This window comes from Streptomyces sp. NPDC053513 (genome assembly GCF_044544765.1).
Classification (GTDB): domain Bacteria; phylum Actinomycetota; class Actinomycetes; order Streptomycetales; family Streptomycetaceae; genus Streptomyces; species Streptomyces litmocidini.
Map to the genome: position 1 here is coordinate 99,639 of NZ_JBITXP010000023.1, position 17,444 is coordinate 117,082.

The window sequence follows — 17,444 nt, forward strand, 5'->3', positions numbered from 1 at the left end:
AGGGAGGCCCGCAGTGCCGGAGCCGTACGTCCGCTCGTAAAGAGAACGCACGAGGTGGGCGGAAGGTGCCGCCCCACCCGAAAAGTGTTCGCTTCCGGCCCCCGGGGTCACCACAATCCCGGCATGGATCCCATCACCCTCACCACCGACCGGCTGCGCCTGCGGACCTTCGTCCCCGAGGACGTCGACACCGTGTACGCCATCTGCCAGGACCCCGGCATCCAGCGCTGGACGACCGTCCCCTCCCCGTACAAGCGCGAGGACGCGGAGTTCTTCGTCCAGCGCCTCGTCCCCGACGGCTGGCGCGAGGACACCGAGTACACCTTCGCCGCCGAACCCGTGGAGGGCGGCCCGCTGCTCGCCTCGGTCGGTCTGAGCAGTCGCGGCGCGGGCGTCTGGGAGGTCGGCTACTGGCTGGCCGAGGAGCACCGCGGCGCCGGCCACATGACGGAGATCGTCCGCGCCGTGGCCCACTGGGCCTTCACCGGCCTCGGCTGCACCCGCCTGATCTGGCGCGCCGAAGTCGGCAACGCCGGCTCGCGCGCGGTGGCCGAGCGGGTCGGCTTCGTCGTCGAGGGCGTGCAGCGCGCGGCCCTGGCCAACAAGGGCACCCTCCGCGACAGCTGGATCGGCGCCCTGCTCCCCTCCGACTTCGGCCTGCCGAGCCCCCTGCCGTACCTCCCGGCGCCCGAGCGTCCGGCGGAGGCGGCGTGACTGTCGGTGCCGGGGCCTAGGGTGCGGTCCATGACGACTGCGCCGCGCCCCGCCGCCGAACTGTCCGCCGACGAAGCCCGCAGGATCGCCCTGCGCGCCCAGGGCTTCCTGGGCGCGCCCGACCGCAGGGCCGGGGTGCGCGGGGTCCTGCGCTCGCTCGGCCAGGTCCAGCTCGACACCATCTCCGTCCTCGCCCGCTCCCACGAGCTCATCCCGTACGCGCGGCTGGGCGCCGTGGGCCGCACGACCGTGGAGGAGGCGTACTGGACGGGGGCTCACGCCTTCGAGTACTGGTCGCACGCCGCCTGCATCCTGCCCGTCGAGGAGTGGCCGCACTTCGCCTTCCGCCGGCGCGCCTACCGCGACCGGCCGCACTGGGGGCACGAGCTGTCGCCCGGGGCGTACGAGAAGGTGATCGAACAGCTGCGGGACCAGGGCCCGCTGACGGCGACCGAGCTGGGCGGCGCGAAGAACAAGGGCGAGTGGTGGGACTGGTCCGACAGCAAGATCGCCGTCGAGCGGGCCCTGATGTACGGCGAGGTCGTGGTCACCCAGCGACGCGGTTGGAAGCGCGTCTACGACCTGGCGGAGCGGGCGATCCCGCAGGAGCTGCTCCACGACGAGCTGGACGACGCCGAGTGCGTGCGGCGCCTGGTGCGGCAGGCGGGCGAGGCCCTCGGCGTGGGCACGCGCGCGGACATCGCGGACTACCACCGGATCAAGGGCGAGCAGTTCGACGCCGTGGTCGAGGCCTCGGGGCTGGTGCCGGTGACGGTGGCGGGCTGGGGGAAGCCCGCCTGGGCGGATCCGGCGGCGCTCGCCGCCGAGCCGCGCGGCCGGCACCGCACGACGCTGCTCTCGCCCTTCGACTCGCTGATCTGGGAGCGGGCGCGCACGGAGCGGATCTTCGGCTTCACGCACCGTCTGGAGGCGTACGTGCCGAAGCAGAAGCGGATCCACGGCTACTTCGCGATGCCGGTGCTCGCCGGGGGCCGTCTCGTCGGCCGGGTGGACCCGGCGCGGGAGGGCCGGACGCTCGTCGCCCGACAGGTGACGCTCGACGGTCCGAAGGCCGTGCCGGCGGTGGCACGGGCCCTGCGCGAGGCGGCCGAGTGGGTGGGCTGCGACGCGGTGACGGTGGAGCGGATGGACCGCCCGGAGCTGCTGCCCGAGCTGCTCAAGGCCCTCGCCTGAGGCTCGGCCCGGCCTCGGCGGATCTCCTCCCGCGTGGCACTGCATCCCCCCGGGGGGGACGACCCCCGGACCCCAGCAGGGGCGTCCTGCGGGCGGAGCCTCAGCGGATCTCGAGGATCTTCTCCCGCATGGCACTGCATTCCCCCGGGGGACGACCCCCGGACCCCCGGCAGGGGCGTCCCGCGGGCGGAGCCTCAGCGGATCTCGAGGATCTTCTCCCGCATGGCGTACACCACGGCCTCCATCCGGGAGTGCAGCTGCAGCTTCTCCAGGATGTTCCGGACGTGGTTCTTCACCGTGTTCTCGGAGATGAACAGCTCCTTGGCGATGTCCCGGTTGTTCATGCCGGTCGCGACGAGCTTGAGGACCTCCAGCTCGCGGTCGGTCAGCCGGGGCGCGGGCACGAGCCGGCGCTCGTCGGTGCGCTGGATCATCGACTTGAACTCGGTGAGGAGCTTGGACGCCATCGACGGGCTGATCTGCGACTGTCCGTCGGCGACCGCGCGGATCGCGGTGGCGACCTCGTCGGTGGAGATCTCCTTGAGGAGGTAGCCCGTGGCCCCCGCCTTGATCGCCTCGTAGAGGTCGGCCTCCTCGTCGCTGATCGTCAGCATGATGATCTTCGCGCTGGGGGCCACCTCCTTGATGGAGGTGCACGCCTCGATGCCGCCGCGCCGGGGCATCCGTACGTCCATCAGGACGATGTCGGGGAGCAGATCGGCGGCCTTGTCGACGGCCTCGGCACCGTCCCCGGCCTCGCCGACGACCTGGATGTCCTCTTCCTGCGCGAGGACGATCTCGAGTCCGCGGCGGAAGAGGGCATGGTCGTCCACGACGAGAACCCGGATCGGCTCCTTGCGGAATGCCCCGCTGTCCGATTCCGATCCCTCCGGGACCGCACCACCGTGCTCGCGCTCGCTGAGCACCGGCCCGAAGCTGTCCGCCATCGTTCCTCCCCCTGAAGGCCGTGGCCTGAATTCGTTTCCGGTCCTCCAACCCGTACTCGAACGGCACCGGTTGGCGTGCACGCCATGATTTCATGCCCGGGCGACGGCGGGGGTGCTCCGCGGGCGCACGGGGGTGCCCCTGGGGGCGCGCATTGCGCTCCAGGGGCACCGAGAGGGACACCTGTTCGGAGGCGGTGCGGTGCGGCGGATCAGCCGCCGAGCGCACCACCGGCGCCGCCGCCCTCGGCGAGCGGGTCGCTCTCCAGGTGGATGACGCCGTAGTCGTAGGCGTGTCGCCGGTAGACGACGCTCGGCTGCTTGGTGTCGGAGTCGACGAAGAGGTAGAAGTCGTGCCCGACCAGCTCCATCTCGTAGAGCGCCTGGTCGAGCGTCATCGGTGCGGCCCGGTGGGTCTTCTCGCGGACCACGAGCGGGCCCTCGCCCTGGACCTCGATGGATCCCATCATCGTGGTGGGCACCTTCTCGGTCTCGTCGACGGCCAGTTGGCCGTCTCCGTTGAGCTTGGCGGCGCCGGGCACCACGTCCCCGACCTCCGCCGCGGAAAGCCGGCCGCTGCCACGCCGGGTGTATCGCTTGTCGTGCTGCTTGCGCAGTCGTGCCTCGAGCTTGTCGCTGGCGAGGTCGAGCGCTGCGTACGGGTCGCCTGCCGCCGCTTCCGCCCGGATCACCGGGCCTCGGGAGTGGAGGGTGATCTCCACGCGGTCGGACCGGTCGGCCTGCCGCGGGTTGTGCTCCTTGGACACCTCGACGTCGAGGCTGATCACCTTGCCGTCGAGCTTCTGGATCTTCTCCAGCTTCAGCTTCTCGGCCACGTGCTTGCGGAACCGCTCGGGCACCTCGGTCTTGCGGCCCTTGACGACGATGTCCACGCAGAACTCCGTTCCCGGATCGCCCTGGTCGGCTCCTTGGCCGCCGGGCATCTCCCTTTGCACCAGACTCCGGTGGTGTCACCGGAGCTCGGACTTGGCGACTTCGCCTCTCCTCCTGCCCAGTCGACAAGATCTCCACCCCATCGACAAGAGGTTAATTCGCCCTGAACTCCTGTCCTGTAGGCGCAACCATGTATTCGCCGAGGCGATGGCATTCGCCATTCCTCACAACCGAACATAGCCCCTTCGGACGGGTGTCGGCACCCGCTACCGCGACATACCTCCGTACGGGTGCTTTCACCTCTCACCACCTGCAACGATCGAAGTTTCCGACGAGTTCCGGTTTATTTCGAACGAAGCGGGAGAGGATGCGATCACAGCCGCTACCCGCTGTTCGATTCCGCGCTGCGCCGAACCGGTCGGTAAACCGTGCGGTATTCCAGGAATGAACGGAAGGTGTACGGCTCCGAGGGCGCGGGCCGCTTCCGCGAGCGAGGCGCCGGTGGTCATCAGGTCGTCCACGAGGACCACCCGCCCCGCCGTCAGGAGCCGCGTCCCGCCCGGCACGACCTCCAGCGCCCCCGACAGGTTGGCGAGGCGCCCGCGCGCCCCGAGCCCGGCCTGATCCGCCACGTACCGCCGCTGCCGGAGCACGGGCACGACCCGCGCCGGCCTCCCCGACCGCCGCAGCCGGGCCGCCGCGGCCAGCGCGATCCGCCGCGTCGGATCGTGGCCACGCGCCCGTACGGAACGCCGCGAGGAGGGTACGGGCACGAGGAGCAGCGGTCCGTCCGCGGACCCCGCCGTCCCGGTCGGGGCAGCGGCCGCCACGGCCCCGGCGAGGGCGCCGCCCAGGGGCCCGGCGAGCGCGAGGGCCCCGCGCTCCTTGTGGGCGAGGAGCAGCTCCCGTACGGCGTCGGCGTACGGCGCGGCGGCGTGGACCACGGGCAGCCCGGCGGGCTCCGGCGAGGGCCTCACCCTGCGCGGCGGCGCCCCGGCGAGCGCGTGCGCGCAGGCCGCGCACAGCTCCGTCCGCGGTCTGCCGCAGCCTCCGCAGGCGACCGGCAGCACCAGCCCGGCGATCTCGCGCCACCACCCCCGCATGGCTCCACTGTGCGCCTCCGGCCCCCTCCCGGCCACCCCTGTGGAAAACCGCCCGCGGAACCCCGAGTACGTCAGGTACGTCCCGGGACCGGCCCCGGCCTAGCCGGGGTAGACCGGCGAGAACCCCTTCTTGATCACCGGCCGCCAGTTCGTCCCCGGCGCGAGCCGCACGATCCCGTCGTCGCCGGAGTCGGCCACCACCGGCGCCGTGTCCTTGTGCGGGGCGGTCACCGAGGTAACCCCGTTCAGGCCGGGCAGCACCGAGGTCGCCGAGGTCGAGCCGTCGGTCTGGAGGTAGCGGATCTGCTGGACGCCGCCCGCCTCCTTGCCGACCACGACGAGACGGCTGGGGCCGGCCCAGGAGACGGCCGTGACCGACTCCATCCGGGGCGCGGCGGGCTGCAGGTCCAGGACGGAGACGACCGGCTCCTCGCCCGTCGTCTGCCGCTGGATCCGGCCGATCTGCAGGGTCGTGTGCTCGCCCCGCGTGACCACCAGCGCGATCCGTACGCCGTCGGCGGAGACCCGCAGGGACTCGATGCGGGCGTCGTCCCCGAGCCACGGCGTGCGGACCTTGACCGGGTGCCCGGTGCCGTCCGGCACCATCCACAGCTGCGGCGCGGCGGGGTCCCGGTCGGCGACCCACAGATCGCCCCTGCCGTCCCAGCTGGGCGCGGACAACCGGTCGGCCGGCCGGGCGGCCCTGCTGGCGAGGACGGGCGGCAGCGGGTCCTGCTCCGTGGTGATGGAGGAGACGAACAGCTCACGGCCGCTCTTCCCGACCCCGGCGGCCCGGGTCTCACCCCGGTCGACGGCGACCGAACGGAGCGGCACCGTGCCCTTGCCGAACGGCCCCGGCACCTCGACCGGCGCGTCCGCCTGCTTGTCCCCGACCAGGAGCATCATCAGCTTGTCGTGCTCGTCGACGAAGTACGGGTGCTCCTCGCGGTCGGTGTTCCCCACCGCCGCGAACTCGAGCGCCTGCCCCTTGCCCAGCCGGCACAGCGACTGCCCGCCCGAACCCAGCAGCTCCACCTGCTCGACCCGTACGGAGGTCAGGTCGCCCAGCGTGAACAGCAGCTGCGCCGCCATCCGCCGGCACGCCTCGCCACCGGCCCGGTCCGCCTTGTGGTTGAGCGGCACCCTCAGCGTGGACTGGTCGTCCGTGGTCAGGGTGGTGACACCGGCCTTCAGCTCCGTACCGGAGGGGAACTGCGAGTCGACGGCGGGCTTCAGCCAGTTCGTCGGGCCCTCGAGCAGCGCCTTCACCGTCTGCGTCACCGGATCCATCCGGGTGACGGGGTCCTGCCGCTGCCGGATGTAGACGGGGTCGGCGACGACCTGGTCCTCCCCGGAGGCGAAGTAGTACTTGTTGACCGAGCGGTAGTTGCGGAGGAAGTCGGCCTCGCCGAGGACCAGCCCGGGCGGGAGGCCGTCGATGCGCCACTCCTTGCCCTTGCCGTTCGCCGACGGCTGCTGCACGACGTGGATCGACTGCAGGTACTCGGTGGGGCTGTTCGGCTGGTAGGCGTGGCGGGCGTCCACGGTCGCGATCTTGCGGCCGGAGAGCGGGAAGGCACGCCCCTGGTTCTCGGGGTCGGCGTTGCGGTCGGCCTGCTCGCGGTCGGGCGCGGTGGTGAGCACGGTGATGCTCTCCTCCGGCTTCCAGCTCTGCGCGGCCTTCTTCGTGAGGTACTTGCGGGCGGTGGCGAAGCCGGGGTCGTCACTCGTCATGGCTTCCAGGAAGCCGTCGACGATCTCGTCCGGGTCCGCGTTCTCCCGGGGGGCGACGGCATAGACGCGCACCTGCGAGTCGCCCGTGTCGGCGCCCCGCACCGGCTGCACGTCCCCGCTGTCGGGCATCGTCGCGCACCCGGTCACCAGAAGTCCGCCGCACGCGGCGAGGACCACCGCGCGTGCACTCCGTCCCCGCCCCGCGTGCTCCACTCGGGAGTCAGCGCCCACGTGTCCCGTCCTCCCGCTCCGGATGCCCGTTCCCCCCGGCCGTCGCCGGGCCCGTCCCGCCGTTGCCGTCCGTCGTCGTCCGCGCCACGACCCGTGCGCCGCTGCCGGGCAGCGCCGTCGGGTCGACGGTCGCCCGCGGCGGCCCCGGCAGCCTCGGCGGTACGGCGAGCGCCGACCGGTCGCCGGCGGGCTGCGCGGGCACGGCGGTGAGCCGGCCGCTCTCCCGGTCGCGCCCGGCGGCCTGCTCGCGGTTGCGCCGGGAGTCCTCGGGCTCCAGCGGGATCGGGGACCCCCGCAGCGGCTCGTCCGCGGTACGCGGCAGGGTGAGCCGGAACTGCGAACCGCCCCCGGGCTCGCCCCAGGCCTGGAGCCAGCCGCCGTGCAGCCGCGCGTCCTCCACGGCGATCGACAGGCCGAGGCCCGTGCCGCCGGTGGTGCGCGCGCGTGCGGGGTCGGCGCGCCAGAACCGGTTGAAGACCCGGGTCGCCTCGCCCGGCTTCAGGCCCACGCCGTAATCCCGTACGGCCACGGCGACGGCCCCGCCGGCGGCGGCCAGCTTCACGACCACGTCCCGGCCCTCGCCGTGCTCGACGGCGTTGACGACGAGGTTGCGCAGCACCCGCTCGACCCGGCGGGCGTCCGCCTCGGCCACCACGGGCTGCTGGTCGCCGAGGACCACGATCCGGGTGCCCTTGCGCTCGGCGAGGGGCTCGGCGCCGCCGATGACGCGGCGGACGACCTGGCGCAGGTCTATCGGCTCGGCTTCCAGGGCGGCCGCACCCGCGTCGAAGCGGCTGATCTCCAGGAGGTCGGAGAGCAGCGACTCGAAGCGGTCGAGCTGGTCGCCGAGGAGTTCGGCGGAGCGGGCGGTGATCGGGTCGAAGTCGACGCGGGCCTCGTGGATGACGTCGGCGGCCATCCGGACCGTGGTGAGCGGGGTCCGCAGCTCGTGCGAGACGTCGGAGACGAAACGCCGCTGCATCCGCGACAGCTCCTCCAGCTGCTGGATCTTGAGCTGGAGGTTGGAGGCCATCTTGTTGAAGGCCTCGCCGAGGCGCGCGATGTCGTCCTCGCCGGTGACCTTCATGCGTTCCTGGAGGCGGCCGGCCGAGAGCCGCTCGGCGATCCCGGCGGCCATCCGCACGGGCGTGACGACCTGGCGCACCATGAGCCAGGCGATGGCGCCGAGCAGGACGACGACGAAGAGCCCGGCGGTCGCCAGGGTGCCCTTGACCAGGGTGAGGGAGTCCTCCTCCTGGCTCAGCGGGAAGAGGTAGTACAGCTCGTACTGGTCGCCGTCGGCGTCGTTCAGCCGCTTGCCGATCACCAGGCCCGGCTCGGACGCCTTGCCGCTGGTGTAGTGGATCCGCGTGAACTTCTGGAAGGTGCCGGTGCCCTGCGCGACCCAGTGCCTCAGGTCGGCGGGGATGCTCGTGGTCGGGTCGACCTCGCCGGAGGCGCGGGCGCCCCGGCTCGCGGTGTCGCCGCTGTCGAGGGAGAGCGCGACCACGTTGAACGCGCTCTGCCCGCCGCTGGCGAGCTGCTCGACCAGCGTGGAGCGCCAGTTCACCGAGGCCCCGGTCCGCACGCCGTCCTGCTGGCCGGGCGCGGAGGGAGTGGTCGCCGCCCGGTCCTGGGCGGCGGAGAACCCTCCGGCGGCCTGGCTCTGGGCGGCCCTCTCCTTGGCCTCGAGCAGGCCGTTGCGGACCTGCCCGATGACGACGAGACCGAGCAGCAGCACCACTCCGAGCGACATGAACAGGGTGCCAGCGACGATCCTCAGCTGGATGTTCCGCCGCCACAGCCGCACGGCGGGCAGCAGCGGCCGGCGGACCCAGCGCGCGAAGAGCCGGAGGACCGGCCTGCTGCGGAGGAGCCCTCCGCCGCGCAACAGACGGCCGAATCGCGAGCCCCCCCGCCCCGGTCCGGCAGTCCGCCCCGTACGGACTCCCGGCTCCCCGGGCTTCGGAGCAGCACTGCCTCCGCTCATGTCAGCTCGGTCCCGCCTTGTAGCCGACACCGCGGACGGTCACCACGATCTCCGGGCGCTCGGGGTCCTTCTCGACCTTCGAGCGCAGCCGCTGGACGTGCACGTTCACCAGCCGGGTGTCGGCGGCGTGCCGATAACCCCACACCTGCTCCAGGAGCACCTCGCGCGTGAACACCTGCCACGGCTTGCGCGCGAGCGCGACCAGCAGGTCGAACTCCAGCGGGGTCAGGGCGATGGACTGCCCGTCCCGCTTCACGGAGTGCCCGGCCACGTCGATGACCAGATCGCCGATGGTGAGCTGCTCGGGAGCCGGCTCCTCGGACCTCCGCAGCCGCGCCCGGATACGGGCGACGAGCTCCTTCGGCTTGAACGGCTTCACGATGTAGTCGTCGGCGCCGGACTCCAGACCCACGACCACGTCGACGGTGTCGCTCTTGGCCGTGAGCATGACGATCGGCACACCGGACTCGGCGCGGATGAGCCGGCACACCTCGATGCCGTCCCTGCCGGGCAGCATCAGGTCCAGCAGCACCAGATCGGGCTTGGCCTCTCTGAAAGCGGCAAGCGCCTTGTCACCGTCCGCGACGAACGACGGCTCGAACCCTTCACCCCGCAGCACGATGCCGAGCATCTCGGCCAGTGCGGTGTCGTCGTCGACGACAAGAACGCGTCCCTTCATATCGACATCATCCCATTTCCGTATCAGTCCTAAGGCGGCTGGTGAGATACCTCACTGACCTGCGGTGACGTCCTTGATCCACCGTCGGTGACTGCCCGTGTTCGTGGGTGTTGATGTCAGTCATGGATGTCACCCCCGTGTCCCCCGTGGTCGCGCAGAACCGTACCGTGTACCGCCCGGCGTAGCCCATGGAGAGGGCCGGTCTCTTCGGCCCGCCGCCACGCCGCCGCCGCCGCAAAGGTGCCTACCGCTGGCGCACGGGGCGAACCATTCTGGCGCGAGCGAGTATCCGACCGACTCGGGACGGCTGACCCACGTCAGCAAGGCAATTGCCTGGCAGCCCTGCCGCGCAAGCGCCTAACCTGCCCCCATGAGCCACGGCAAGACCTCCTACGTGTGCCTGCCGTGCCGGGCCTCGTACAAGCAATTCCACGGTCCCGATCGTGAGCGGCGCTGTCCGCGCTGTGCGCGAGCGATGATCCACGCCGGTTCGGCGTTCGCGCCGCCCCGGCGTCGGGACAAGGACGCCTGGCGAGTGCTGTCCGTTCTTCTCCACGCGGGGATCGGCTTCCACAAGAGCTGCTGCGGAGGCCCCGGCTGGCGGCCCACCACCCTGCGCGAGGTCAAGGCCCGCACCGCGTACGCGCGCCGCACCGGCGAACCCGTCGCGCGCGCCTTGAAGCGCTACGTCGTCTAGCCGTCGAACCAGACGACAAGCCGGACATGCTCATCGCCGTGGACGTCGGCCAGGGCACGCATCGTCGCCCACACGGGAGCCCATTGGCCGCCCTCCGGCACGGCATCCCGCCGGCTCATGCGCACGCGCCGGAAGAGTCGGCCGTCTTGGACCCACTCGTCCCCCTCCGGCCTGTCGTCGGGGTCCCAGAACCCCTTCCCGGTCAGCACCCAGTCCCCGGAAGACCCGCGCGTGAACTCGTGGACGCGATCGTCCACCCGCTCCGCCCGCTCGTCCCAGTCCACCCGGGACAGCTCTTCCCACCCGATCCACGTCGCGTGGTGCGCGTCCCGCCCCCAGTCCTCGTACTCCCGCCGGGCCTCGTCCGAGACATCCTCAGGCAGCCCCCGCTCCGCGGCGAGGGGGCGGAAGCCCGCGTGGTTCCGTACACCGAACAGGCAACCGAAGGCGTCGTAGTCGCTCCCGCCGTACAGCAGGTCCAGATAGATGGCACCGTGCCAGCCGCTCACGTCCTCGACGTCGAGCGTGCGGTACGTGGAACGGCACTCCACGAAGCCATGTATGTCGGTTCCCACACCGATGGATTCTGCGCCCCGCTCCCTGGGAGGGCCACGTGATTTCGGGGGCCTGCCTCCCGGATCAGGGCAGGGCGGCGAGCACCGCGTGCCCAAGGCCTTGGTGTCCAGACGACTCGCTCATCAGCCACGGCGAGACCGGTACCGACGCGGAGCGACCGCACCGGCCGGCACCACTTCGCGGCAGCGGCTGCTCCCGCCCGCCCCTTCCCGGCGGTGCGGTCGCCTCACGCTCCCGTCATCCGTGACGGCGGGGGTACGGCGCCCCGCTCTCCTCAGGCCCGGCAGTCGGCCGGCCATGCGCAAGGGATCACCCCTCCCTCGCTGCCAGCCGTCTTTGGGATCGCCCGTCTTGGCCGCATTCGGCAGCGCTCGTGGCTACGCATGCCATGTAACGGTTGCCGTGCTTGGAGGCCTGCTTTGGTCGCCCATCGACCCGGGCTGTCAGGCGTGCGCGCCGCCGGGCGGGGCCGCCGCTGGCGAAGACAGTGGCGGCCCCGCCGTAAAGGCGGCGCGCTCCCGCGCCGTGCGCGGGTCTTGACATCTACGCCGAAGCCCTCGACCCGGACGTGATCGCCGCGATCGGTCAGCTCGGTGGATTGCTCCGTCAGCCGGCCACTCTGCGGAGTCTCGACATCGGCCCGTCGGGGGTCGAAGCCCGGGACTGATGTCAGTGGTGGATGTCACAGCCCTCTCATCGGCGGAACCTCGCTGGTGAGGGGGCCGTTTTCATGAGGCGCTGGGACAACATCCCACTAGCCAATCGTTACCTGCCGTGACCTGTCCCACAGCGCTTCCCCCTGTCCGGACCGCGCTCTCGTGGAGGGGCGGCCCGCTCGGCCCGCCGGCGCGCGGTTCGCGCGACCTGATCGGGCATCCGCACAGTGTGCCGCCTGCCGCTCGCACAATGACGGTCCGGACAAAGGTACGAAGGAGATCAAGGCTCCGGCCCATGGGCGGGCCCCGCGTGGCACGATGGCACCCGGCCCGCCGCCGTATCAGGTGTCGGCCGCCGTGACCGAGCCGGTTCGCCGATCCGGCACCGCGACCATTCCTCCGAGGTGGACGACCGTGAACGACACTCCGGGCTGGACCTCGCCCGGATCCGCCCCCTCCGACGGCCAGGACGGCTCGGGGGTCCCCGCGCCCCCCTCCTCGGCCGAGGCGAACGGCTCCTCCGCCCAGTGGTCCAAGGACCAGCCACCCGCCGGCCAGTGGTCCCCGCCGACCGATCGGACCCCGCCGCCCGCCCCCGGCCAGAACTGGGGAGCCCCGCCGCCGAACGTCCACTGGGGCAGGCCCCCGGCCGCGAAGCCCGGAGTCATCCCGCTGCGTCCGATGGGCATGGGCGAGATCCTCGACGGCGCGGTGAAGACCCTCCGCACCTACTGGCGCACGGTCCTCGCCCTCACCGTCACGGTCGCGGTGATCTCCCAGATCGCCGACATCCTGGCCCAGCGCTACCTCGTGCCGACTCCCCCCGCGATCAACGCGGACGCCACGCCCGCCGAGAAGCTGCAGCAGTCCATCGACTCGGCCCAGGCCTCCCTGATCGCCCTGGGCCCGTCGCTCCTCGTGACGATGATGGCCTCGCTCGTGAGCACCGCCCTGCTGACCGTCATCATCAGCCGCGCGGTCCTCGGCCGCCCGGTCTCGCTGGGCTCCGCCTGGCAGGAGGCCCGCCCGCGTCTGCTCCAGCTCCTCGGCCTGACCCTGCTCCTCGCGGCGATGGCCGCCGGCATCGTGACCGTCGGCCTGCTCCCCGGCCTCCTGATCGGCGGCGCCCCGGGCGTGGCCCTGACCTTCCTCGGCGGCCTCGGCGCCATGGTGGCGGCCGTCTGGCTGATGATCCGCTTCAGCCTCTCCTCCCCCGCCCTGATGCTGGAGCGCCGGGGCGTCACCCAGGCGCTGAAGCGCTCGGCGAAGCTGGTGCAGGGCTCGTGGTGGCGGATCTTCGGCATCACCCTGCTGACACAGCTGCTGATCTTCCTCTTCGCCATGATCATCGCGATTCCGTTCACCATCATCGGCATCGCGGTCGACGGCGGGGGCTTCTCCGGCCTGCTGTCCGGCACCACCACCACGTTCGGCTGGCCGTTCCTGATCATCACGGGCATCGGCGGCGTGATCACCAGCGCGATCACCTACCCGATCTCGGCCGGCGTGACCGTCCTCCTCTACGTGGACCAGCGCATCCGCCGCGAAGCCCTGGACCTCGAACTGGCCCGGGCCGCGGGCCTCCCCGGCTACGGCCCCACGCCGGGCACCGACACCGTCGGGGGCTGATGCGGTGACGTTCACGGGGGGAGCGGCCGCGGCAGCGGCACGGCTGCGCGCCGACGGCGACACACCGGTGGACATCTCCCGCGTCCCCGCCCGCGAGGCGGCGGAGCGGGAGCTGTCCGACCCGAAGTACCACGAGAACGACCCGAACCTCCTCCAGCGCGGCCTCAGCCGCTTCTGGGAGTGGCTGGATGACCTCTTCGGCGCCGCCTCGGGGGCCACCCCGGGCGGCGTCCTCGGCCTCGTCGTCATCGTCCTGGTGGTGGCCGCCCTGGCCGCCGCCCTCTGGTGGCGCCTCGGCACCCCGAACCGGGCACCCGGCACCACCGGCGACTCCCTCTTCACCGACGGCCCCCGCACCGCCCGGGACCACCGGACGGCCGCCGCCCGGCACGCCTCCGCCGGCCGCTGGAACGAAGCCGTCCAGGAACGGATGCGGGCCATCGTCCGCTCCTTGGAGGAGCGCACCCTCCTCGAACCCCGCCCCGGCCGCACCGCCGACGAGGCCGCCGCCGAAGCCGGCCGCTCCCTCCCCTCCCACGCGGACGACCTGCGCCTCGCGGCCCGCGCCTTCGACGACGTCACATACGGCGGCCGCACCGCCGACGAGCCCGCGTACCGCCGCGTCGAGGCACTGGACACCGCCCTGGAACGGACCCGCCCGACCCTCGACACCGCCTCCACGGGGACGCCCGCATGAGCCACCCGGTCACCGGCACCACCTCGACGGCCCCCTCCGCCCGCCAGGTGTGGACCCGCGTCCGCGGCGCGGTCCTCGTCCTCGCCCTGATCCTGACCGGCGGCCTCGCCCTCGCGACGGTCCGGTCCACCGACGCCCACGACGCCCTCGACCCGCGCTCCGCCGACCCGCAGGGCAGCCGCGCCGTCGCCGAACTCCTCAAGGCCCGCGGCGTCACCGTCACCCTCGCCACCACCCTGGCCGAGGCCACGGCGGCCACGGACACCGGAACCACCCTCCTGGTCACCGCCCCCGATCTGCTGACGGGCACTCAGCAGTCCACGCTTCACTCGGCCATGACCGGCTCCGCCACCCGCACGGTCCTCGTCGGCGCCGGCCGCGCCTCCCTCGGCACCCTGGCCCCGGGCGTCACCAGCGCCCCGAGCACCCCGGTGGAGGAACGCACCCCCGGCTGCGCCCTGCCGGCCGCCACCCGCGCCGGCAGCGTCGACCTCGGCGGCGAACGCTACGAGACCTCCTCCGGCACCTCCGCCGAGGCCTGCTACCGGTCCAACGGCCTGCCCACCCTGCTCCTCCTCCCCGGCACCGGCAGTGGCACGGGCACCACCGACACCGTCCTCCTCGGCTCGCCCGACATCCTCTACAACTCCCGCCTCGACCAACGGGGCAACGCCTCGCTGGCCCTGCAACTCCTCGGCTCCCAGCCCCATCTCGTCTGGTACCTCCCCTCCTTCTCCGACACCTCGGCCACCACCGACGCACCCGCCGGCGACACCACGGGCAACTTCCTCTCCCTCATCCCCTCCGGCTGGCTGTGGGGCACCCTCCAACTCGCCCTCGCGGCCCTGCTGGCCGCCTTCTGGCGCGGCCGCCGCCTCGGCCCCCTGGTCACCGAGCGCCTCCCCGTCGCCCTCCGCGCCTCCGAGGCCACCGAGGGTCGCGCCCGCCTCTACCGCAAGGCGAACGCCCGCGACCGCGCCGCCTCCGTCCTGCGCACCGCGACCCGCACCCGGCTCGCCCCACTGCTCGGCGTCCCCGTCCAGGACGCCCACTCCCCCGACCGCCTCCTCCCCGCACTCTCCGCCCGTCTCCCCGAGACGACCGCGGCCCCCAGGAACCTCCTCTTCGGCCCGGCTCCCGCCGACGACGCCACCCTCATCCGCCTGGCGGACCAACTCGACGCCCTCGAAAGAGAGGTACGCACCTCATGAGCGCCCCGACCCCCGAGACCGCCACGGACTCGGACAGCGCCCGCGCCTCCCTGGAGGCCCTGCGCACCGAGATCGCGAAGGCCGTGGTCGGCCAGGACCCCGCCGTCACCGGTCTCGTCGTCGCCCTGCTCTGCCGGGGACACGTCCTCCTCGAAGGCGTCCCCGGAGTCGCCAAGACCCTCCTGGTCCGCTCACTGGCCGCGGCGCTCGAACTCGACACCAAGCGCGTCCAGTTCACCCCCGACCTGATGCCCAGCGACGTCACCGGCTCCCTGGTCTACGACACCCGCACCGCCGAGTTCTCCTTCCAGCCCGGCCCGGTCTTCACCAACCTGCTGCTCGCCGACGAGATCAACCGCACGCCCCCGAAGACCCAGTCCTCCCTCCTGGAGGCGATGGAGGAGCGTCAGGTCACCGTCGACGGCACGCCACGCGCCCTCCCGGAGCCGTTCCTGGTCGCCGCGACCCAGAACCCCGTCGAGTACGAGGGCACCTATCCGCTTCCCGAGGCCCAACTGGACCGCTTCCTACTCAAGCTGACGGTCCCTCTGCCCTCACGGGCGGACGAGATCCACGTCCTCACCCGTCACGCCGAGGGCTTCGACCCCCGTGACCTGAAGGCCGCCGGCGTCCGCCCCGTGGCAGGACCCGCCGAGCTCGAAGCGGCCCGGGCCGCCGTCGCCAAGGTCTCGGTCTCCGCCGAGATCGCCGGCTATGTCGTCGATATCTGTCGTGCCACGCGTGAATCCCCCTCGCTCACGCTCGGGGTCTCCCCCCGAGGCGCCACCGCCCTGCTCTCCACCGCCCGCGCCTGGGCCTGGCTCACCGGCCGGGACTACGTCACCCCGGACGATGTGAAGGCCCTCGCTCTCCCCACCCTGCGTCATCGCATCCACCTGCGGCCCGAGGCCGAGATGGAGGGGGTCACCCCCGACTCCGTCATCAACTCGATCCTCGCCCACGTCCCCGTCCCCCGCTGAGAACGGCGCCCCATGGCCCTCACCGGACGAACCGCGCTGCTCGCCGCCCTCGGATCGCTCCCCGTCGGCATCCTCGCCCCCAGCTGGGCGGGGATGCTCGCGGTGAACGCGCCCCTCTCCCTCGCAATTCTGTGCGACTATGCTCTGGCGGCGCCAGTACGAACGCTCCAATTCACCCGAAGTGGTGATACATCCGTTCGACTCGGTGACGGTGCCGAGGTCCACCTCACCGTCACCAACCCGTCCCGCCGCCGCCTCCGCGCCCTGCTCCGTGACGCCTGGCCGCCCAGCAGCTGGCTCCCCGGCACCGAACAGGCCTCCTCACGCCGCCGGTTGACCGTCCCCGCCGGCGAGCGCCGCCGACTCACCACGAGCCTGCGCCCTACCCGCCGCGGCGACCGCCACGCCGAACGGATCACCGTCCGCTCGTTCGGCCCCCTGGGCCTCGCCGCCCGTCAGGGCCACCACGAGGTCCCCTGGACCGTCCGCGTCCTGCCGCCCTTCACCAGCCGCAAGCACCTGCCGTCCCGCCTGGCCCGGCTCCGCGAGCTCGACGGCCGCACCAGCGTGCTCACCCGGGGCGAGGGCACGGAGTTCGACAGCCTCCGCGAGTACGTCCCCGGCGACGACACCCGCTCGATCGACTGGCGGGCCACGGCCCGCCAGACCGCCGTCGCGGTCCGCACCTGGCGACCCGAGCGCGACCGGCACATCCTGATCGTCCTCGACACCGGCCGCACCTCGGCCGGCCGCGTCGGCGACGTCCCCCGCCTGGACGCCTCCATGGACGCGGCCCTCCTCCTCACCGCGCTCGCCTCCCGCGCCGGCGACCGCGTGGACCTCCTGGCCTACGACCGCCGTCTCCGCGCCCAGGTCCAGGGCCGCTCCGCCGGCGACGTCCTGCCTGCCGTGGTCAACGCCCTCGCCCCGCTGGAACCCGAACTCGTGGAGACCGACGCGCGAGGACTCGCCGCGACGGCCCTGGCACGCGCTCCACGCCGCTCACTGATCGTCCTCCTGACCGGCCTCGACACCGCCCCGATCGAGGAGGGCCTCCTCCCGGTCCTCCCTCAGCTCGCCCAGCGCCACACGGTCCTGGTGGCCTCCGTCGCCGATCCCCGTGTCACGCGCATGGCCGAGGGACGCGGCACGATCGAAGCCGTCTACGAGGCCGCGGCCGCCACTCAGACCCAGTCCCAGCGCGCCCGCACCGCGGACCAGCTCCGGCGCCACGGCGTCACGGTCGTCGACGCCACTCCCGAGAACCTCGCTCCCGCCCTGGCGGACGCCTATCTCGCCCTGAAGGCAGCCGGCCGCCTCTGAACCCGGCGACAGCGTCATCTCCTCCCGAAGGGAGATCCGGCCGGGCCGTAAACGCAGAAAAGCCCCGCACCATGAGGTGCGGGGCTTTCCCACAATGATTGTTCGGCGGCGTCCTACTCTCCCACAGGGTCCCCCCTGCAGTACCATCGGCGCTGAAAGGCTTAGCTTCCGGGTTCGGAATGTAACCGGGCG

At 72.5% G+C, this 17,444-nt stretch carries 15 protein-coding genes and 1 rRNA gene; 8 read left to right on the top strand and 8 right to left on the bottom strand.

The annotated features are described in order from the left end of the window. The first annotated feature begins 123 nt into the window (after window positions 1–123). Both ACIGW4_RS30035 and ACIGW4_RS30040 read left to right on the top strand, forming a co-directional pair. Window positions 124–714: a GNAT family N-acetyltransferase gene (locus ACIGW4_RS30035; RefSeq protein WP_123452869.1), complete on the top strand. Its 591-nt coding sequence runs from the start codon at window positions 124–126 to the stop codon at window positions 712–714. A 30-nt stretch (window positions 715–744) separates the two neighbouring features. Then, window positions 745–1,908, top strand: a complete 1,164-nt coding sequence (locus ACIGW4_RS30040; protein ID WP_399584075.1) for a winged helix-turn-helix domain-containing protein — start codon at window positions 745–747, stop codon at window positions 1,906–1,908. Window positions 1,909–2,102: 194 nt separating this feature from the next. Here the strand turns inward: ACIGW4_RS30040 and ACIGW4_RS30045 are convergent, their stop codons facing one another. From ACIGW4_RS30045 to mtrA, 6 genes are all read right to left on the bottom strand, one after another. Continuing rightward, window positions 2,103–2,855: a response regulator transcription factor gene (locus ACIGW4_RS30045; RefSeq protein WP_093875828.1), complete on the bottom strand. Its 753-nt coding sequence runs from the start codon at window positions 2,853–2,855 to the stop codon at window positions 2,103–2,105. A gap of 209 nt (window positions 2,856–3,064) precedes the next feature. Next, complete coding sequence (gene hpf / locus ACIGW4_RS30050; protein WP_030694148.1) at window positions 3,065–3,745, bottom strand: ribosome hibernation-promoting factor, HPF/YfiA family; 681 nt, start codon at window positions 3,743–3,745, stop codon at window positions 3,065–3,067. Between the two features lie 297 nt (window positions 3,746–4,042). Then, window positions 4,043–4,849 carry a ComF family protein gene (locus ACIGW4_RS30055; RefSeq protein WP_399584079.1) on the bottom strand — a complete coding sequence of 269 codons (807 nt, stop codon included), beginning with the start codon at window positions 4,847–4,849 and terminating at the stop codon, window positions 4,043–4,045. A gap of 99 nt (window positions 4,850–4,948) precedes the next feature. Next, entirely contained in the window at window positions 4,949–6,712 is a 1,764-nt protein-coding gene (locus ACIGW4_RS30060; protein ID WP_399584081.1) for an LpqB family beta-propeller domain-containing protein, read from the bottom strand. A 91-nt stretch (window positions 6,713–6,803) separates the two neighbouring features. Further along, on the bottom strand, window positions 6,804–8,804 hold the full coding sequence (gene mtrB / locus ACIGW4_RS30065) for an MtrAB system histidine kinase MtrB (protein ID WP_399584085.1): 2,001 nt from the start codon (window positions 8,802–8,804) through the stop codon (window positions 6,804–6,806). A 1-nt stretch (window position 8,805) separates the two neighbouring features. Next, window positions 8,806–9,483, bottom strand: a complete 678-nt coding sequence (mtrA, locus tag ACIGW4_RS30070; protein ID WP_010356958.1) for a two-component system response regulator MtrA — start codon at window positions 9,481–9,483, stop codon at window positions 8,806–8,808. Between the two features lie 370 nt (window positions 9,484–9,853). On the opposite strand from mtrA, the gene ACIGW4_RS30075 reads away from it, so the two are divergent. After that, the gene (locus ACIGW4_RS30075; RefSeq protein WP_123452880.1) at window positions 9,854–10,180 is read left to right on the top strand and encodes a deoxyxylulose-5-phosphate synthase; all 327 of its coding nucleotides are present in this window, start codon (window positions 9,854–9,856) and stop codon (window positions 10,178–10,180) included. On the opposite strand, the gene ACIGW4_RS30080 is transcribed toward ACIGW4_RS30075, so the two are convergent. Next, window positions 10,177–10,755 (bottom strand): hypothetical protein, encoded by a 579-nt coding sequence (locus ACIGW4_RS30080; protein WP_399584093.1) that lies wholly within the window; start codon window positions 10,753–10,755, stop codon window positions 10,177–10,179. The genes ACIGW4_RS30075 and ACIGW4_RS30080 overlap by 4 nt on opposite strands. A 1,071-nt stretch (window positions 10,756–11,826) precedes the next feature. Here ACIGW4_RS30080 and ACIGW4_RS30085 point away from each other — a divergent pair. From ACIGW4_RS30085 to ACIGW4_RS30105, 5 genes are read left to right on the top strand one after another with little or no spacing between them, the layout of a single operon-like run. After that, window positions 11,827–13,041, top strand: coding sequence for a glycerophosphoryl diester phosphodiesterase membrane domain-containing protein (locus ACIGW4_RS30085; RefSeq protein ID WP_398713111.1), 1,215 nt, complete (start codon window positions 11,827–11,829; stop codon window positions 13,039–13,041). A 4-nt stretch (window positions 13,042–13,045) separates the two neighbouring features. Further along, a complete protein-coding gene (locus ACIGW4_RS30090; RefSeq protein ID WP_123452886.1) occupies window positions 13,046–13,738 on the top strand; it encodes a DUF4129 domain-containing protein in 693 nt (230 codons plus the stop codon). Next, window positions 13,735–14,949 carry a DUF4350 domain-containing protein gene (locus ACIGW4_RS30095; RefSeq protein WP_399584097.1) on the top strand — a complete coding sequence of 405 codons (1,215 nt, stop codon included), beginning with the start codon at window positions 13,735–13,737 and terminating at the stop codon, window positions 14,947–14,949. The genes ACIGW4_RS30090 and ACIGW4_RS30095 overlap by 4 nt, the downstream gene beginning before the upstream one ends. After that, window positions 14,946–15,929, top strand: coding sequence for an AAA family ATPase (locus ACIGW4_RS30100; protein ID WP_398713114.1), 984 nt, complete (start codon window positions 14,946–14,948; stop codon window positions 15,927–15,929). Before ACIGW4_RS30095 ends, ACIGW4_RS30100 begins: the two co-directional genes overlap by 4 nt. A gap of 12 nt (window positions 15,930–15,941) precedes the next feature. Continuing rightward, a complete protein-coding gene (locus ACIGW4_RS30105; RefSeq protein ID WP_399584099.1) occupies window positions 15,942–17,252 on the top strand; it encodes a DUF58 domain-containing protein in 1,311 nt (436 codons plus the stop codon). A gap of 100 nt (window positions 17,253–17,352) precedes the next feature. Here ACIGW4_RS30105 and rrf read toward each other — a convergent pair. Continuing rightward, window positions 17,353–17,444: ribosomal RNA gene (gene rrf, locus ACIGW4_RS30110) — 5S ribosomal RNA — on the bottom strand; the annotation flags it as partial.

Bases quoted from the DNA above. Each gene is read 5' to 3' on its own strand.
- ACIGW4_RS30035 (WP_123452869.1), top strand. From the start codon at position 124: ATGGATCCCATCACCCTCACCACCGACCGGCTGCGCCTGCGGACCTTC.
- ACIGW4_RS30040 (WP_399584075.1), top strand. From the start codon at position 745: ATGACGACTGCGCCGCGCCCCGCCGCCGAACTGTCCGCCGACGAAGCC.
- ACIGW4_RS30045 (WP_093875828.1), bottom strand. From the start codon at position 2,855: ATGGCGGACAGCTTCGGGCCGGTGCTCAGCGAGCGCGAGCACGGTGGT.
- ACIGW4_RS30055 (WP_399584079.1), bottom strand. From the start codon at position 4,849: ATGCGGGGGTGGTGGCGCGAGATCGCCGGGCTGGTGCTGCCGGTCGCC.
- ACIGW4_RS30060 (WP_399584081.1), bottom strand. From the start codon at position 6,712: ATGCCCGACAGCGGGGACGTGCAGCCGGTGCGGGGCGCCGACACGGGC.
- mtrB (WP_399584085.1), bottom strand. From the start codon at position 8,804: ATGAGCGGAGGCAGTGCTGCTCCGAAGCCCGGGGAGCCGGGAGTCCGT.
- mtrA (WP_010356958.1), bottom strand. From the start codon at position 9,483: ATGAAGGGACGCGTTCTTGTCGTCGACGACGACACCGCACTGGCCGAG.
- ACIGW4_RS30075 (WP_123452880.1), top strand. From the start codon at position 9,854: ATGAGCCACGGCAAGACCTCCTACGTGTGCCTGCCGTGCCGGGCCTCG.
- ACIGW4_RS30095 (WP_399584097.1), top strand. From the start codon at position 13,735: ATGAGCCACCCGGTCACCGGCACCACCTCGACGGCCCCCTCCGCCCGC.
- ACIGW4_RS30100 (WP_398713114.1), top strand. From the start codon at position 14,946: ATGAGCGCCCCGACCCCCGAGACCGCCACGGACTCGGACAGCGCCCGC.
- ACIGW4_RS30105 (WP_399584099.1), top strand. From the start codon at position 15,942: ATGGCCCTCACCGGACGAACCGCGCTGCTCGCCGCCCTCGGATCGCTC.